Annotated in this window: 20 protein-coding genes; 14 read left to right on the forward strand and 6 right to left on the reverse strand. The window is 66.7% G+C overall.

Translation table 11 applies throughout. The features are described 5' to 3' along the window. Positions 1-67 precede the first annotated feature (67 nt). Positions 68-673 carry a 3-isopropylmalate dehydratase small subunit gene (gene leuD / locus MU449_RS12650; RefSeq protein ID WP_244738599.1) on the reverse strand — a complete coding sequence of 202 codons (606 nt, stop codon included), beginning with the start codon at positions 671-673 and terminating at the stop codon, positions 68-70. Further along, positions 673-2,094 (reverse strand): 3-isopropylmalate dehydratase large subunit, encoded by a 1,422-nt coding sequence (gene leuC, locus MU449_RS12655; protein WP_244738601.1) that lies wholly within the window; start codon positions 2,092-2,094, stop codon positions 673-675. The genes leuD and leuC overlap by 1 nt, the downstream gene beginning before the upstream one ends. Positions 2,095-2,261: 167 nt before the next feature. On the opposite strand from leuC, the gene MU449_RS12660 reads away from it, so the two are divergent. From MU449_RS12660 to rlmH, 3 genes are all read left to right on the forward strand, one after another. Further along, positions 2,262-2,816, forward strand: coding sequence for a hypothetical protein (locus MU449_RS12660; protein ID WP_244738603.1), 555 nt, complete (start codon positions 2,262-2,264; stop codon positions 2,814-2,816). Positions 2,817-2,946: 130 nt separating this feature from the next. Further along, on the forward strand, positions 2,947-3,333 hold the full coding sequence (gene rsfS / locus MU449_RS12665) for a ribosome silencing factor (RefSeq protein ID WP_244739076.1): 387 nt from the start codon (positions 2,947-2,949) through the stop codon (positions 3,331-3,333). Further along, entirely contained in the window at positions 3,330-3,803 is a 474-nt protein-coding gene (gene rlmH, locus MU449_RS12670) for a 23S rRNA (pseudouridine(1915)-N(3))-methyltransferase RlmH (protein WP_244738604.1), read from the forward strand. Before rsfS ends, rlmH begins: the two co-directional genes overlap by 4 nt. Here the strand turns inward: rlmH and MU449_RS12675 are convergent, their stop codons facing one another. Then, entirely contained in the window at positions 3,804-4,247 is a 444-nt protein-coding gene (locus tag MU449_RS12675) for a GNAT family N-acetyltransferase (protein WP_244738605.1), read from the reverse strand. After that, positions 4,244-5,857: an alpha-glucosidase gene (locus MU449_RS12680; RefSeq protein ID WP_244738606.1), complete on the reverse strand. Its 1,614-nt coding sequence runs from the start codon at positions 5,855-5,857 to the stop codon at positions 4,244-4,246. Before MU449_RS12680 ends, MU449_RS12675 begins: the two co-directional genes overlap by 4 nt. 112 nt (positions 5,858-5,969) lie before the next feature. Between MU449_RS12680 and MU449_RS12685 the strand changes: the two genes are divergently transcribed. The 7 genes from MU449_RS12685 to MU449_RS12715 all read left to right on the forward strand — a co-directional run bounded on the left by MU449_RS12685 (position 5,970) and on the right by MU449_RS12715 (position 11,000). Further along, positions 5,970-7,202: an MFS transporter gene (locus tag MU449_RS12685; RefSeq protein ID WP_244738607.1), complete on the forward strand. Its 1,233-nt coding sequence runs from the start codon at positions 5,970-5,972 to the stop codon at positions 7,200-7,202. Positions 7,203-7,211: 9 nt separating this feature from the next. Then, positions 7,212-7,481 carry a GlsB/YeaQ/YmgE family stress response membrane protein gene (locus tag MU449_RS12690; RefSeq protein ID WP_244738610.1) on the forward strand — a complete coding sequence of 90 codons (270 nt, stop codon included), beginning with the start codon at positions 7,212-7,214 and terminating at the stop codon, positions 7,479-7,481. Continuing rightward, positions 7,481-8,485: a glycosyltransferase family 4 protein gene (locus MU449_RS12695; protein ID WP_244738612.1), complete on the forward strand. Its 1,005-nt coding sequence runs from the start codon at positions 7,481-7,483 to the stop codon at positions 8,483-8,485. The genes MU449_RS12690 and MU449_RS12695 overlap by 1 nt, the downstream gene beginning before the upstream one ends. Continuing rightward, the gene (locus MU449_RS12700; protein WP_244738614.1) at positions 8,482-9,105 is read left to right on the forward strand and encodes a glycosyltransferase family 29 protein; all 624 of its coding nucleotides are present in this window, start codon (positions 8,482-8,484) and stop codon (positions 9,103-9,105) included. The genes MU449_RS12695 and MU449_RS12700 overlap by 4 nt, the downstream gene beginning before the upstream one ends. Positions 9,106-9,173: 68 nt before the next feature. Then, on the forward strand, positions 9,174-10,196 hold the full coding sequence (locus MU449_RS12705) for an aspartate-semialdehyde dehydrogenase (RefSeq protein WP_244738624.1): 1,023 nt from the start codon (positions 9,174-9,176) through the stop codon (positions 10,194-10,196). A gap of 31 nt (positions 10,197-10,227) precedes the next feature. Beyond that, positions 10,228-10,674 (forward strand): DUF1284 domain-containing protein, encoded by a 447-nt coding sequence (locus MU449_RS12710; RefSeq protein WP_244738625.1) that lies wholly within the window; start codon positions 10,228-10,230, stop codon positions 10,672-10,674. 23 nt (positions 10,675-10,697) lie between these two features. Then, on the forward strand, positions 10,698-11,000 hold the full coding sequence (locus tag MU449_RS12715) for a TM2 domain-containing protein (protein WP_244738631.1): 303 nt from the start codon (positions 10,698-10,700) through the stop codon (positions 10,998-11,000). On the opposite strand, the gene MU449_RS12720 is transcribed toward MU449_RS12715, so the two are convergent. Further along, positions 10,997-11,644, reverse strand: coding sequence for a carbonic anhydrase (locus MU449_RS12720; RefSeq protein ID WP_244738633.1), 648 nt, complete (start codon positions 11,642-11,644; stop codon positions 10,997-10,999). The two genes, MU449_RS12715 and MU449_RS12720, sit on opposite strands and share 4 nt — an antisense overlap. A 254-nt stretch (positions 11,645-11,898) precedes the next feature. Here MU449_RS12720 and MU449_RS12725 point away from each other — a divergent pair, with 254 nt between their 5' ends. Together MU449_RS12725 and MU449_RS12730 are read left to right on the forward strand one after the other, a co-directional pair. Continuing rightward, a complete protein-coding gene (locus MU449_RS12725; protein WP_244739078.1) occupies positions 11,899-13,257 on the forward strand; it encodes a leucyl aminopeptidase family protein in 1,359 nt (452 codons plus the stop codon). Between the two features lie 3 nt (positions 13,258-13,260). Then, entirely contained in the window at positions 13,261-14,073 is an 813-nt protein-coding gene (locus tag MU449_RS12730; protein WP_244738636.1) for a C40 family peptidase, read from the forward strand. Here MU449_RS12730 and MU449_RS12735 read toward each other — a convergent pair. Then, complete coding sequence (locus MU449_RS12735) at positions 14,070-14,393, reverse strand: DUF2794 domain-containing protein (RefSeq protein ID WP_244738638.1); 324 nt, start codon at positions 14,391-14,393, stop codon at positions 14,070-14,072. The two genes, MU449_RS12730 and MU449_RS12735, sit on opposite strands and share 4 nt — an antisense overlap. A gap of 183 nt (positions 14,394-14,576) precedes the next feature. On the opposite strand from MU449_RS12735, the gene MU449_RS12740 reads away from it, so the two are divergent. Beyond that, a complete protein-coding gene (locus tag MU449_RS12740; RefSeq protein WP_244738641.1) occupies positions 14,577-15,107 on the forward strand; it encodes an invasion associated locus B family protein in 531 nt (176 codons plus the stop codon). 109 nt (positions 15,108-15,216) lie between these two features. Further along, positions 15,217-16,395, forward strand: a complete 1,179-nt coding sequence (gene rlmN / locus MU449_RS12745; RefSeq protein ID WP_244738643.1) for a dual-specificity RNA methyltransferase RlmN — start codon at positions 15,217-15,219, stop codon at positions 16,393-16,395. Positions 16,396-16,406: the final 11 nt, after the last annotated feature.

Consider the following 16,406-nt stretch of genomic DNA (forward strand, 5'->3'; position numbering starts at 1 on the left):
GAAACAGAAACACCCCGCGCATGGGCGGGGTGTATCGGGGCTTGATTAACGGGTGGTTAAGCCGCCCTCAGACCCAGGGCCGGGACGAAGCCATCCTGGCCTCGAACCCCTGAATCGCAGGGGTCTTCTCCAGCGTCAGGCCGATATCGTCCAGCCCGTTCAACAGGCAGTGGCGGCGGAACGGATCGATGGAAAAGGCGAACTCCTTCCCGTCCGAGGTCGTCACCACCTCCCGCTCCAGATCGACGGTCATGCGGGCGTTGGCGCCGCGGCGCGCGTCGTCCATCAGCTCGTCCACCACCTCTTGCGGGAAGGTGATGGGCAGGATGCCGTTCTTGAAGCAGTTGTTATAGAAGATGTCGGCAAAGCTGGTGGAGATCACGCAGCGGATGCCGAAATCCAGAAGCGCCCAAGGCGCATGTTCGCGCGACGATCCGCAGCCGAAATTGTCGCCCGCCACCAGAATCTCCGCCTGACGATAGGCGGGCTGGTTCAGGACGAAGTCCGGCTTCTCCGACCCGTCCGCCTCGTAGCGCAATTCGTCGAAGACGTTCTTGCCAAGGCCGGAACGCTGGATCGTCTTCAGGAACTGCTTGGGGATGATCATGTCCGTGTCGATGTTGACCAGCGGCATCGGCGCGGCCACGCCCGTCAGTTGGGTGAACTTGTCCATCACACGCCCTCCGCCATCACATCGCGCACATCGGTCAGGCGGCCCGTGATCGCCGCCGCCGCCGCCATGGCGGGGGACATGAGGTGGGTGCGCCCGCCGCGCCCCTGCCGCCCTTCGAAATTGCGGTTCGATGTGGCGGCGCACCGATCGCCGGGGTTCAGCTGGTCGTCATTCATGCCAAGGCACATGGAGCACCCCGCCAGACGCCATTCGAAGCCCGCATCGGTGAAGACCTGCGCGATCCCCTCCGCTTCGGCCTGCGCCCGGACAAGGCCCGATCCGGGCACGACCATCGCGCGGATGCCGTCCTTGACCTTGCGGCCCTTCAGCACCTCGGCCGCCGCGCGCAAATCCTCGATCCGGCCGTTGGTGCAGGACCCGATGAAGACGGTGTTGATCTCGATCCGGTCCAGCTTCTGGCCCGCCTGAAGGCCCATATAGTCGAGCGACCGTTGCGCCGCCGCGATCTTGCCGCCGGAGAAGCTGGCGGGGTCCGGCACGACGCCGGTGATCGGCAGCACATCCTCGGGGCTGGTGCCCCATGTCACCACGGGGGCGATATCCTCGGCGCGGATCGTGATGACCTTGTCGTAATGCGCCCCCTCATCGGAGAACAGCGTCTTCCAATAGGCGACCGCCGCGTCCCACTGTTCGCCCTTGGGCGCGTTGGGGCGGCCTTTGCAATAGGCGAAGGTCGTCTCGTCCGGCGCGACCAGACCGGCGCGCGCCCCCCCTTCGATCGCCATGTTGCAGACGGTCATCCGGCCTTCCATCGACAATTCTCGAATCGCCTGACCGCAATATTCGATGACATGGCCGTTGCCGCCCGCCGTGCCGGTCCGGCCGATCACCGTCAGGGTGATGTCCTTGGCCGTCACGCCGGGGGGGAGGGATCCGGTGATCTCCACCTTCATGTTCTTCGACTTCTTCTGGATCAGCGTCTGCGTCGCCAGAACGTGTTCGACCTCGGACGTGCCGATGCCGTGGGCCAGTGCGCCGAAGGCGCCATGCGTCGCGGTGTGGCTGTCGCCGCAGACCACGGTCATGCCGGGCAGGGTCCAGCCCTGCTCCGGCCCGACGATATGCACGATGCCCTGCCGGATGTCGTCGATGGGATAGTAGTGCACCCCCGAGGCGCGGGCGTTGGTATCCAGGGCCGCGACCTGAATCCGTCCCTCCTCGTTTTCGATATGCGTCTCGCGGCCCTCGGTCGTGGGGACGTTGTGGTCCGGCACGGCGATGGTCTTGTCGGGCGCGTGAACGCGGCGGCCCGCCATGCGCAGCCCCTCGAAGGCCTGCGGGCTGGTTACCTCATGCACCAGATGGCGGTCGATATAGAGAAGGCAGGTGCCGTCGGCATCCTGCTGGACGACGTGGTCGTCCCAGATCTTGTCGTAAAGCGTGCGTGCTTGAGCGGTCATGGCTCGTCCTGAGATTCGGATGGCTTTGGAACGTCGGATCAGCGGCGTATGGGGCGCAGGTCTGCACCCCGCCGCATCAAAGGCTGGCTAGGACGTTGCGGGTCGCGCCGAAGAACCGCGCCGGAAGGCGGGCATGATCGGTAATATTGAAATAAATGAACCCTTGCATGGGGTCGTATATTACCATCATCGTCACGGCAGACAAGTGTGCGATGGGGATCGCGGGTGTGAAATACGTTTTGGCGGCGATGGCGATGCTTTGGGCGGGGATGGTCGGGGCACAGGGCACCCGGCATGACATGGCCTCCCAGCTTGGGGCGATGCGGGTGGAGGTGACCATGACCTCGGGCATCAGTCTGGAACATACGGCCGGGGCAATCCGGTTCCTGAGCCGCACGGACAAGGACGATGCCGGAACCCTGATCCCACTGATCCTGGACGCCGTGCGTCGCAGCGGAACGTCGGGCATCTACACCTATCGCATCGCCGACGATTATCTGCGTGAGGCCAGCGGGTTCTGGGAACGGAACTGGCTGCCCGATCGGTCCGCCATCCGGCTGCCGGTCTGCGCCACGCGGAACCCCGCACGGCCCGAAAGCGTGTCCCACCGCATTTCGGTTCCGGGGTTCGGCTATCTTCCCCGCAGCGCGCTGACGCAGGCGGAGATGCGTGACCTGATGCGAAACCTCGACCCGTGCACGTCCCTGCCAACCGCCCGTTGAGGTCGCACCCCCTTCGTGGTAATCTTTGGCCAATGGCTCGGGGGCGATCCCCGCGCGCGACAAACTGGAGGACGATGTCCTGTCTCATTCCGATCCATCGACCGGCCTGCCGGTCGGGCCGCGTCCCGACATGAACGCGGAACCTCTCAACGACGCCAAGAGCGAGGCGATTCTGGCCCGCGTTCTCGAATCCCTCGAAGACGACAAGGCCGAGGATATCGTGCAGATCCCCCTGCGCGGCCGTTCCTCCATGGCCGATTACATGGTCATCTGTTCGGGCCGGTCGTCGCGTCAGGTGGCCTCCATCTCCGAAAAGCTGATGCAGTGCATCAAGGACGATTTCGGTCGCGTGTCCAAGGTCGAGGGCAAGGAGACCGGCGACTGGGTTCTGATCGACACGGGCGATGTCATCGTCCACGTCTTCCGCCCCGAAGTGCGCGAGTTCTATCAGCTTGAGAAGATGTGGCTCGCCTCCGATTTCGGGCACGATCAGGATCAGCAGCCCTCCACGCCGTGACGCGGGTCCATCTGTGCGCGGTGGGTCGGCTCCGCTCCGGCCCCGAGCGTGACCTGTTCGACGATTACGTCACGCGGTTCGACCGCACGGGGCGGGCGCTCGGCCTAGGTCCCCTTACGCTGCACGAGGTCGAGGACAAGAAGAACGCCGGCATGGAGGCGGAGGCCGAGCTTCTGACCCGCGCCCTGCCGCAGGGGGCCTTCGTCTGTGTGATGGATGAACGGGGCCGCACCCTGACCAGCCCCGATTTCGCCGACCATCTGGCCCGCTGGCGCGATGCGGGGCGTCAGGATGTGGCCTTCGTCATCGGCGGGGCGGACGGTCTGGCCCCGGCCTTTCGCGCGCGGGCGGATTTCGCGCTGTCCTTCGGCGCGATGGTCTGGCCGCACATGCTGGTCCGGGTCATGCTGGCCGAACAGCTCTATCGGGCGACCTCGATTCTGGCGGGCGCGCCCTATCACCGCGCCTGATCACGGATGATCCGGCGCGCGCAGGCGATAGGCCGTCTTGCCGCGATCGAACCCCATGCTTTCGTAGAACCGATGCGCCGCGACCTCGGTCGATCCGGTGGCCAGCAGGATCTTGTAACAGCGCGCCGCCCATGCCGCGTCGATGGCCGCGCGCAGCACCGCCGCCCCGTGCCCCTGCCGCCGGTGGTCGGCATGGGTCACCACATTCTCGATCACGCCGAAGGGCCGCCCGCCCCGCGTCAGGTTCGGGATCACCGCCAGCGTGACCGAGGCCACGATCCGATCCCCCGCCCGTTTCACCAGAACGCCGCTGCCCGGTATCTGCGCAAGGGCCGCAAGGTTGGCGCGGGTGGTGGCCGCATCCGCCTCCGCCGCCTCAGCCACCAGATGGCGGTAAAGCGCGATCAGCGCCTCCGCATCCTCCGGCCCGGCCCAGCCGATCACGCCCGCACCACCGTCACCGCATCCCCCACCGGCAGCCAGGCATACCCGTTCGGCCCCAGCCGCAAGGTGCCGTCCGACAGGTCGGCGTTGCGGTGCGGGCCGATCAACTCCTCGCCCCCCGTGATCGCCACGGCCACGGGATTGGCGCCGAGGTTGAAGACACAAAGCACACGCTCCGCCACATCCTCGTGCCAGCGGGTGAAGGCAAGGATCGGCTCCGGTAGGTCGTGGAACGCGGTGTGACCGGTGCGCAGGACGGGATGCGCGGACCGGAAGGCCAGCACCGCGCGATAGGTGTTCAGGACCGTATCCCCTTCCTCTTGCGCGGCCACGTTGCGGGCGGCCTGCGGCGGCTTCACCGGCAGCCACGGCGTGCCGGTGGTGAAGCCGCCCTCAGCGCTGTCGTCCCATGCCATGGGCGTGCGGCATCCGTCGCGCCCCTTCTCATCCGGCCAGAAGCGCAGGCCCTTGGGATCGGTCAGCTCGCTGTATTGCAATTCGGTGTCGGTCTGGCCCAGCTCCTCCCCTTGATACAGGCAGAGCGACCCTTCGAAACTGCACAAAAGGGCGGCGGACTGCTTGGCCACATCCTCGGTCTGGCCATGCGAAGACCACCGCCCCGCATGGCGCGGCACGTCGTGGTTGGAAAACGCCCAGCACGGCCAGCCGTCCGGCGCATCGCGAAAGAACCCTTCGATCGCCTGACGAAAGAACCCCGCCTCGTAATGATCGCCCAGCATGTCGAAGGAATAGGCCATGTGCAGCCGCTTGGTGCCCGTGGTGTATTCCCCCATGATCTCGATCCCGCGCAGGGCGTCACCCACCTCGCCCACCATCATGCGCGCGTCATAGGCGTCCGTGACCGCGCGCATCCTCTCCAGCCAAGGCAGGTTTTCGGGGCGGGATTTGGAGAAGATCTGATCCTGCATGTCATAGGGGTTGATCGGCGGGCGCTCCATGTCCAGCGCCGGGTTCGACCGCAACGCGCGGTCCTGGAAATAGTAGTTCACCGTATCCAGCCGGAACCCGTCCACGCCGCGATCCAGCCAGAAGCGGAACACGTCCAGAAAATACTCCTGCACCTGCGGGTTGTGGAAATTGAACGCGGGCTGTTCGGCCAGAAAGTTGTGCAGGTAATACTGCCGCCGCCCCGCATCCCACGTCCATGCGGTGCCGCCGAAAATCGCCAGCCAGTTGTTGGGCGGCCCGCCATCGGGCTGCGGATCGGCCCAGACGAACCAGTCGGCCTTGGGATTCGTGCGGTCGCGCCGGCTTTCGGCGAAGATCGGATGCAGATGCGAGCAATGGGCGATGACCAGATCGACGATGACCTTCAGCCCCAGATCGTGCGCCACCCGCACCAGATCGTCGAAATCGGCCAGCGTGCCGAACTCGGGATGCACGTCGTAATAGTCCGAGACGTCATAGCCCATGTCCAACATGGGCGAGGGATAGAAGGGCGACAGCCAGATCGCATCCACCCCAAGCGAGGCCACATGCGGCAGACGCCGCGTGATTCCCGGCAGATCGCCGATGCCGTCTCCGTTGTCGTCCTGAAACGACCGGGGATAGATCTGATAGGTTACCGAGCCGCGCCACCAATCCTGCATCGTTCACCTCGCATGTGCCTTCCTGCAAACCTACCCATGTATCGGAACAATGAAAGCGTTGATCTTGCCGGATGACGGACCCAAGATCGCGCGACATCGACCCGAGGTTCCCATGACACGCGCCCCCGTCTTCACCCCCGTCCTGATCGCGGGCTGCGTGATCCTGATGCTGTCCTTTGCGATCCGCGCCAGTTTCGGCGTGTTCCAGATCCCGGTGGCCGACACTTTCGGCTGGGCGCGGGCAGAGTTTTCGCTGGCCATCGCCATCCAGAACCTCGCCTGGGGCATCGGCCAGCCGATCTTCGGCGCGCTGGCCGAACGGTTCGGCGACCGCAAGGCGATCATCGCCGGGGCCGTCACCTATGCCGCGGGCCTGGTGCTGAGCGCGACGGCCACCACGCCCTTCCAGATGCAGGCGTGGGAGGTGCTGGTGGGCTTCGGCATTGCGGGCACGGGCTTTGGCGTCATTCTGGCCGTGGTCGGGCGGGCCAGTTCGCCGCAGAACCGTTCCATGGCCTTGGGCATCGCCACGGCGGCGGGATCGGCGGGGCAGATCATCGGCGCGCCCATGGCCGAACTGCTGCTGGGCCGCATGGACTGGCCGATGGTGTTCGTGGTGTTCGCGGGGGTGGTGCTGGTCTCGCTTCTGGCGCTGCCCTTCATGCGCGCGCCCGCGCTCGCCTCACGCACCGAGCTGGAGGAGAGCATGGGGCAGGTCCTGTCCCGCGCCTTTCGCGATCCGACCTTTGCGATGATCTTCCTCGGCTTCTTTTCCTGCGGCTATCAGCTGGCCTTCATCACCGCGCATTTCCCGGCCTTCATCGCCGAATTCTGCGGCCCGCTGCATCCGGGCGGGCTGCTGACGGGGGTGGGCATCGCCACGACATCGGCCCTGGGGGCGGTGTCGATCGCGGTGATCGGCGTCTTCAACATCATGGGCACGATCACCGCCGGATGGCTGGGCGCGCATTATCCGCGCAAATATCTGCTCTTCGGCATCTATGTCGCGCGGACGATCGTGGGGGCGTGGTTCATCCTGACGCCGATGACGCCGCCGACGGTCCTGTTGTTCTCGGCACTGATGGGCACCTTGTGGCTGGCGACCGTGCCGCTGACCAGCGGGCTGGTCGCGCATATCTATGGCCTGCGGTATATGGGCACGCTTTATGGCATCGTCTTTTTCTCGCATCAGTTGGGCGGGTTCCTGGGGGTCTGGCTGGGCGGCGCGCTCTATGATCTATATGGGAATTACACGCTGGTCTGGTGGATCGGGGTGGGGGTGGGCGCGTTTTCCGCGCTGATCCACCTGCCCATTCGGGAACGGCGGGACGTGGCATTGGCGTAAGGGGTCGGAATGGAAGATCTTCTGCAGGGGCTGGGTTGGGCGGCCATCATCCTGACGGCGTTGATCGGGGCGCTGGCGGGCTGGATCGCGGCGCTGATCGCGGGGGGGCATCGCGGGCGCTATGTCGCGATCGGCGTCGCCTCGGCCGTGGCAGTGCCGGTGGTGCTGGGTCTGATCGGCCTTAGCCTTCTGGCGGTCGGCGGGCTTCTGGCCGTCGCGGCGGTGGCGCTGGTGGGCGCGGGCGTGGTTCTGGTGATCGCCAAGCTGATCTTCGACTGATGGTGCCCGACGTCGTCGCCCCGAACCTCAAACGCCGCTTGTCGGGCGTGACGGCCACCATCGCGCGGCTGGTTCCGGTGCAGGCGCGCGACATCTCCATCGCGGCCACGGGGCCGGGCCTGCCTGCGGGCGTGCCGCATGTGCCCCTGATCCGGGCGATGACCGCGCCCCGCGACCGCTGGCGGGTCTGGCACGCGCGGCGCAACACCGAGATGCTGACAGGCCTTTTTCTGCGCCATGTCCTGCGGCGGAAATATCGGCTGCTGTTCACCTCCGCCTCGCAGCGCCGCCACAGCGGATATACCAAATGGCTGATCGGGCGGATGGACGGGATCGTGGCCACCTCGGAAAAGGGGGCCGCCTATCTGGACCGGGGCGCGGATGTGATCCTGCACGGGATCGACACGGAGGTGTTCACCCCGCCGCAGGACCGCCCCGCCTTGCGGACGCGTCTGGGACTGCCGCAGGGGCGGCTGGTCGGGTGCTATGGCCGCATCCGACCGTCCAAGGGGACGGACAATTTCGTGGCGGCGATGATCGACCTGCTGCCCCGGCACCCCGATGTGACGGCGCTTGTGATGGGGCGGGCGGTGGACAAGGACCGCGCCTTTCTGGATGACCTGAAGGCCCGCATCGCCGCCGCCGGGCTGACCGACCGCATCCTGCTGCGGCCCGAGGTGACGGTGGACCGGATGCCCGACTGGTATGCCGCGCTGGATCTCTATGTCGCGCCGCAGCGGTGGGAGGGGTTCGGCCTGACCCCGCTGGAGGCGATGGCCTGCGGGGTGCCGGTCGTTGCCACACGCGTCGGCGCGTTCGAGGAGTTGCTGGGCGATACGGGCCGTCTGGTCGCGCCCGACGACGTGCCCGCCCTTCGCGAAGCGATCGCCGCCCTGCTGGACACCCCGCCCTCCGACGCCCCGCGCGCGAGGGTGGAGGGCGGCTTTCGGATCGAGGATGAGGCCCGCGCCCTCAACGCCGTCTATCGCCGGATGCTGGCGTGAACCGGATCGGGTTCTGGATCGCGCGGGCCTTGCGCGAGGATGCCCGGCTCGCCCCCCTGTCGGTGCCGCAGGCCGAGGTTCTGGCCGCCTGGCGGGGCGCGCGCATCGCGCTGGTCGGCAACGCCCGCGCGCTGGCGGGCACCCGGCGCGGCACGGAGATCGACGCGGCGGATCACGTCATCCGCATCAACCGCGCCCCCATGCCCGACGTCGCCTCCCACGGCACGCGCACCGACGCGCTGGCGCTGGCGACCCGCCTTGCCCCCGCCCGCCTGGCCGACCTGTCGCCCGCCCGCGTGATGTGGATGTCGCCCAAGCGCAAACGCCTGACATGGGCGGTGGCCACGACCCCCGGCTTCTATCTGCATCCGCGCGCCGATTACGACGCGTTGAAGGCCCGGCTGGGCGCCCCGCCCACCACGGGGGCGATGATGATCGACCTTCTGGCCCGATCGGGCGCGGCGCGCGTGGATCTGTTCGGCTTCGACTTTTTCGCCTCGCTGTCGCTTTCGGGGCGGCGGCAGGCGGCGGACGTGCCGCACGACTTCGGGGCGGAGGCGACTTGGGTCCACACCCTCATCGCGCAAGATTCGCGATTTATCCTGCATCCGAACGGATAATCCTTTCAACCGCAGGGGGGCTGGGGTAAGGGACGGCGTCCCTCTCTCAGACGAAAAGGAGGTCCAGGATGGGCTACAGGGTCGTCGTCGCGGGTGCCACGGGAAATGTGGGCCGCGAAATGCTGAACATCCTCGCCGAGCGCGAGTTTCCGATTGACGAGATCGTGGCGCTGGCGTCGCGCAAGTCGATCGGCACCGAGGTCAGCTTCGGCGAGAAGACACTGAAGACCAAGGACCTCGATACCTTCGATTTCACCGGCTGGGACATGGCGCTGTTCGCCGTCGGGTCGGACGCCACCAAGACCTATGCCCCCAAGGCGGCGGCGGCGGGCTGCGTGGTCATCGACAACTCCTCTCTCTATCGCTACGACCCCGCCGTTCCGCTGGTCGTGCCGGAGGTGAATGCCGAGGCCGTGGACGGCTATACCCGGAAGATGATCATCGCCAACCCCAACTGCTCCACCGCGCAGATGGTCGTGGCGCTGAAGCCCCTGCACGACCGCGCAAAGATCAAGCGCGTTGTCGTCTCCACCTATCAGTCCGTGTCGGGCGCGGGGAAAGAGGGCATCGACGAGCTGTGGAACCAGACCAAGGGCCTTTACGTCCCCGGTCAGGAGGTCGCGCCGTCGAAATTCACCAAGCAGATCGCCTTCAACGTGATCCCGCATATCGACGTCTTCCTGGATGACGGGTCCACCAAGGAAGAATGGAAGATGGTGGCCGAGACGAAGAAGATCCTCGACACCTCCATCAAGGTCACGGCCACCTGCGTGCGGGTGCCGGTCTTTGTCGGCCATTCGGAATCGATCAACATCGAAACCGAGGATTTCTTGGACGAGGACGAGGCCCGCGACATCCTGCGCGAAGCCCCGGGCATCCTGGTCGTGGACAAGCGCGAGGCCGGCGGCTACGTCACGCCCATCGAATGCGTGGGCGAATACGCGACCTATATCAGCCGCATCCGTCAGGACAGCACCATCGACAACGGCCTGAACCTGTGGTGCGTGTCGGACAACCTGCGCAAGGGCGCCGCGCTGAACGCGGTGCAGATCGCCGAAGTGCTGGGCAAGCGCTGTCTGAAGAAAGGGTGATCGCCGGATCCCCCCTGCGGGCGCACGGGTCATGACCCTGCGCCTGCGGGCCCACCATCTGCTGTGCCTCCTGACCTATGTGGGGCGCGGCTATACCCCGGATTTCGTGGCGAATTACGACCGGATCGCCGCACGGCTGGCCCAGGGCGAGGATATCGTTCTGGTCGACGGCCCCGACGACATCTGCGCGCCCCTTCTGAACGGCCCCTCCCCCCATTGCCACGGCGACAGTGTGCGCGCACGGGACCGGCGTGCGGCGGCGGATACGGGGCATCTTCTGGGGCAGCGTCTGGACACGGGCACCCGGATCACGCTTGATGCGGCGCGGCTTGCGGCCCTGCGGCAGGGTTTTGCCGATGGCCGTCTGCGGGCGGCCTGCGCGGGATGCGCCTGGACCGACCTGTGCAACGTCGTGTCCGCCAAGGGATATGCGCAGACGCGGGTCCATCTTGCGCCCGCCGGACCGCATCCCAGATAAGCAAGGAAACCGAAGGGAACCCCATGCTCGACACCCAACAGCAGATCCTGATCGAACAGCGCGTGACCAATCAGGCGAAATCCACGGGGGCCAGCTATCTCCTGTGGTTCTTTCTGGGCACGTTCGGCGTGCACCGCTTCTATCTCGGGCGGCCCGGCACGGGGTTTGCGATGCTGGCGCTGATGCTTCTGGGGGTGCTGACCTTCGGCATCACCTCGCTCATCGTGCTGGTCTGGTGGGTGGTGGACCTGTTCCTGATCCCCGGCATGATCGCCGGGGACAAGGATCGCCTGCGCGCCCGGCTGACCGCCGAGATGCTGCGTTAAACCGGCTTGAACGCGCGGCTGGAGGCGTCGAACTGTTCGATCTGTCCTTCGCCGATGTCGTTCCAGACGCCGTGCAGCGACAAAAGTCCCTGATCCACCGCATCCTTGACGAAGGGGAAGGTCATCAGATTCTCAAGACTGACAAGGATCGCCTGATTTTCCAGCTCGCGCAGCGGATCGGCGGGGGCCGTGGCCTTCACGCGTTCGTATCCCGGGCGCAGGATGTCCATCCAGCGCCCCACGAATGAGGTCGATTCCTCCAGCGCGGGGGCGTTGCCTTCGCACATATCAAGGCACCCTTTCACCCCGCCGCAGTTGGAATGGCCCAGAACCACCACATGCGCGACCTTGAGCGAGGTTACCGCATATTCCACCGCCGCCGACGTGCCGTGGTAATCGTTGTCGGGATTGTAGGGCGGCACGAGGTTCGCGACATTGCGGTGGATGAACAATTCCCCCGAATCGGCGCCGAAGATCGCGGCCACATCCACGCGGCTGTCGCAGCAGGCGATGACCATGGCGCGGGGGTGCTGGCCTTCCGTGGCAAGGCGGCGGAACCAGGCCTGATTGCCCTGATAATTGATGGCGCGCCAGCCGTGAAAGCGTTGCACGAGATAGGTGGGGAGGGGGCGTGCATCCTGCATGAGGGCTCCTTTTGGACATTCGGTTGCCGTCGCGGCACGTCCGGTTCTGGCATTAAACCCGGCGTTTGAACATACCGCGATCCGCCCGGTTTGGCGCGGGGGCGCGGGGCGGACCTCGGAATGCGCGGCCCCTTGCCATGCGCCCGGCGAATGCCCGCGTCCGCCGGGCGGGAATGGGCGGATCAAGACTTGCGGCGGCGGGGCAAAGGGCTAGGCTCCGCCGCGCCACGACCTTCGGAGCCTTTTTCATGGACCTGCCTCTCAGCCCCGCCGATGCCACGACCCGCCCCCTGATCGCCGTCCCCGCCGAGGGGCTGGCCGATTGGCTTCAGACACAGGATGCGGCCACCCGCGCCTGGCTGGACGGAACGGGCTTTGCCGCCGCGTTGGGGGATGTGCGTCTGGTGCCGGGACCGGACGGCGCGCCCGCCTTTGCGGTGATCGGGCACGGCACGGCCGCCGCCCGCCGCCGCACGCGCTTTGGTCTCGCGGCGGCGGCGCGTCTGCCGGCGGGCGACTGGCACATCGAAGGGCTGGACGGGCCCGATCTGGAGGAGGCGGTGCTCGCCTTCCTTCTGGGGCGGTATCGCTTCACCCGTTACAAACGTGGTCCGGTTGAGGGGCCGCGCCTGAAACTGCCCGCAGGGGCCGACCGGCTGGCCGCGCTGGCGCGGGGCGAATGGCTGACCCGCGACCTGATCAACACCCCCGCCGCCGACATGGGCCCGGAGGAGCTGGAGGCCGCCACGCAGGATCTTGCCACCCGCTGCGGGGCCGCGCTGGCGGTCACCAAGGGCGACGGCTTGCGCGACGGGTTCCCGATGATCCATGCGGTGGGGGCGGGATCGGACCGCGCGCCGCGTCTTCTGGATCTGACATGGGGCACCACGGGCCCGCACCTGACGCTGGTGGGCAAGGGCATCGTCTTCGATACGGGCGGCCTGGACCTGAAGCCCGCCGCGTCGATGCTGCTGATGAAAAAGGACATGGGCGGCGCGGCCACGGTTCTGGGCCTTGCGCAGATGATCATGGAACTGGCCCTGCCCGTCCGGCTGCGGGTGCTGATCCCGGTGGCGGAAAACGCCGTCTCGGGCCGGGCGATGCGTCCGGGCGACATCCTGACCTCGCGCAAGGGCCTGACGGTGGAGGTCAACAACACCGACGCCGAAGGGCGGCTGGTGCTGGCCGACGCGCTGGCCCTGGCGGCGGAGGGTGCGCCGGACCTCACCATCTCCATGGCGACGCTGACGGGGGCCGCGCGGGTGGCCGTGGGGCCGGATCTTGCGCCGTTCTTCACCGACAATGACGCCGATGCGGCCGCGTTGCAGACCGCCGCCGCGACCGCATTCGACCCCGTCTGGCGGATGCCCTTCTGGCAGCCCTATGAGGCGATGATCGAACCCGCCATCGCCGATCTGGACAACGCGCCCGCGGGCGGCATGGCGGGCGCGATCACGGCCGCGCTGTTCCTGCGCCGCTTCGCCCCGGAGCGGTATGTGCATTTCGACATCTATGGCCATCAGCCGACCGATGCGCCCGGCCGCCCGAAAGGGGGTTCCGGCCAAGGTGCGCGCGCCATTCTGGCCGCCCTGCCCGGTCTTCTGGATATCTGAACGATGGACCGCCGCCTGACCCCCGCCACCGCAGCCGTCGCCCATGAATCGCTGCGCGGCACGCTGGACCGCCCCCGTTACACCCAAGGCGAGGCGCGGCAGATCTCCCAGCCGCTGGTCGATCTTCTGGCCGCCCCCCAGGGCGCGCGCGACCGGCAGTTGCCGATGGGCGCGCCCTTCACCGTCATCGACCGCGATCCGCATTACGCCTTCGGCCAGGCGGGCCGCGACGGCTATTGCGGCTGGGTTCCCGTGACGGCGCTGGAACCCGAACTGGCCCAGACCCACTGGGTCGCGGCACCCGCCAGCCACCTTTACCCCGAACCCCGCCTGAAAACGCGCGAGATTGCCAGCCTGACCATGGGCGCGCGCGTGACGGCCCTGGGGGAACAGGACGGCTGGACGGAAACCACGAAGGGTTGGCTCTGGTCCGCGCATCTGCGCCCCTTGGGCGATTGGATGGCCGATCCTGTGGCGGTGGCCGAACGGTTTCTGGGCACCCCCTATCTGTGGGGCGGCAACAGTCGCAGCGGCATCGACTGTTCGGGCCTTGTGCAGATCGCGCATCTGGCCTGCGGGCGGCCCTGTCCGGGCGACAGCGACCAGCAACAGGCGCTTGGCCAGACGGTGGAGGGGGATCTGCAGCGCGGCGATCTTCTGTTCTGGAAGGGCCATGTCGCCCTGGCGATGGACGCGCGGCGCATGATCCACGCGACGGCCGCCTTCATGTCCGTGGTGATCGAGGAGACGGCGGTGGCCATCCGCCGCATCGAGACGGCGGGCGGCGGGCCGGTCACCGCGCGGCGGCGTCCTTAATCGATCACCCGCAGCGACTTCTTTTCCAGCACGCGCAGAACCTGCGCCAGATCCGCGCCCCGGCGCAGGGTCTGGCCGTCCATCCCCACCACCGCATACATTCCCTGCCGATGGCGCAGCGCGGGACGTTTCTCGATCCGATAAAGCGGGGTTTCCGCCGTGCGCCGGAACACCGCGAACACCGCCAGATCGCGCATCGCCGAAATCCCGTAATCGCGCCATTCGCCCTGCGCCACCATCCGGCCATAGAGGGACAGAATCAGGCCAAGTTCGGTCCGGTCGAAATGGACCTGTTCGGGAAAGGGGATCGGGGCATTCATTCCCCTGATGTTGCCACAGCCGCCCGCCAAATCAAGACATGCGTCACAGATGCGCGATTGCGGGACAGATGGTCTTTGAATCCGCGCGCAAATCACGGTATGGAAGGCGCATCGAGTTTAACGGGCCCGCGACCCCAAAAGCGTCTGCAAGGCGACAGGCCGGGCCGGAACGGAGGCTGGGACATGATTTCGACGAACGGGTGCCGGATCGGCGCTGCCATGCTGGCCCTTGCGGCCTTCACGACCGGCGCGGTGGCGCAGGAATCGACCAATCGTGTGGCGACGAAAACCGACTGGAGCGTGTTCACCGAAGACAACCCCAAGGAATGCTGGGGCGTGTCCAGCCCGAAATCCACCGCCAACACCCGCAACGGCCAACCGGCCGAGGTGCAGCGTGGCGATATCCTTTTGTTCGTGACCTATCGCCCCGGTGCGGGATCGGCGGGCGAGGTGTCGTTCACCGGCGGCTATCCCTTTGCCGGCGGATCGACGGTGGATGTGGCGATCAACGGCCGCACGTTCCAGATGGTCACCGACGGGCAATGGGCCTGGCCGGCCGATGCGGGGGCCGACAGCACGATCCTGGCCGCGATGCGCGGCGGGTCCGAGGCGGTGCTGACCGCGCGGTCGTCGCGTGGAACGCAGACGCAGGACACCTTCTCGCTCATGGGCTTCACGGCCGCGATGACGGAAGCCGAAAACCGCTGCAAGTGATCCTTGCGGCATCGTGAACAGGCGCTCCGGCAGGTCCGGGGCGTTTTTGCATTTAAATCCGGGCCGGAATCGCGTATAGGACGGCCTTCCCAAACACCCCGAGGCCATCATGAACGCCACCGCCCCCATCACGCAGGACGTGTTGACCCTTCCGCGCAAGCGGCCGGAGGGGGCGAAGACGAACATCATCGGCCTGACGCGCGCGCAGTTGCATGAGGCGCTGGTGGCGATGGGCACGCCGGAAAAACAGGCCAAGATGCGTCTGGGTCAGGTGTGGCAGTGGCTTTATCACTGGGGTGTGCGCGATTTCGCCCTGATGACCAACCTGGCCAAGGATTACCGCACCAAGCTGGCCGCGCATTTCGACATCGCCCTGCCCGAGGTGGTCAGCCGCCAGATCTCCGAGGACGGCACCCGCAAATACCTTGTTCGCATCGCCGGCGGGCATGAGGTGGAGACGGTCTATATCCCCGAAGAAGGGCGCGGCACGTTGTGCGTGTCGAGCCAAGTCGGCTGCACGCTGACCTGTTCGTTCTGCCACACGGGCACGCAGAAGCTGGTCCGCAACCTGACGGCGGGCGAAATCGTGGGCCAGCTGATGCTGGCTCGCGACGATCTGGGCGAATGGCCGGAACAGGGCGCGCCCAAGGACGAGACGCGTCTGGTGTCCAACATCGTCCTGATGGGCATGGGCGAGCCGCTTTACAATTTCGACGCCGTGCGCGACGCGATGCATGTCGTGATGGACAATGAAGGCCTCAGCCTCTCGCGCCGCCGGATCACGCTGTCCACCTCGGGCGTGGTGCCGGAGATCGCCAAGACGGCGGAGGAGATCGGCTGCCTTCTGGCCGTGTCCTTCCACGCGACCACCGACGAGGTGCGCGACAAGCTGGTGCCGATCAACAAGCGTTGGAACATCAAGACGCTTCTGGACGCGCTGCGCGATTATCCCCGCCTGTCCAACAGCGAACGGATCACCTTCGAATACGTCATGCTGAAGGGCGTGAACGACACGGACGAGGATGCGCGCCGTCTGGTCAAGCTGATCGCGGGCATCCCGGCCAAGATCAACCTGATCCCGTTCAACGAATGGCCGGGCAGCGCCTACCAGCGCTCGGACTGGGACCGGATTCAGGCTTTTGCCAATATCATCTATCACGCGGGCTATGCCTCCCCCATCCGCAAACCGCGGGGCGAGGATATCATGGCGGCCTGCGGACAATTGAAATCCGCAACCGAACGCGCACGCAAATCCCGCGCCGAAATCGCGGCCGACGCGGGCGTCTGACGGAACAGACC

This window comes from Falsirhodobacter halotolerans, from assembly GCF_022899245.1.
Classification (GTDB): Bacteria; Pseudomonadota; Alphaproteobacteria; order Rhodobacterales; family Rhodobacteraceae; genus Falsirhodobacter; species Falsirhodobacter halotolerans.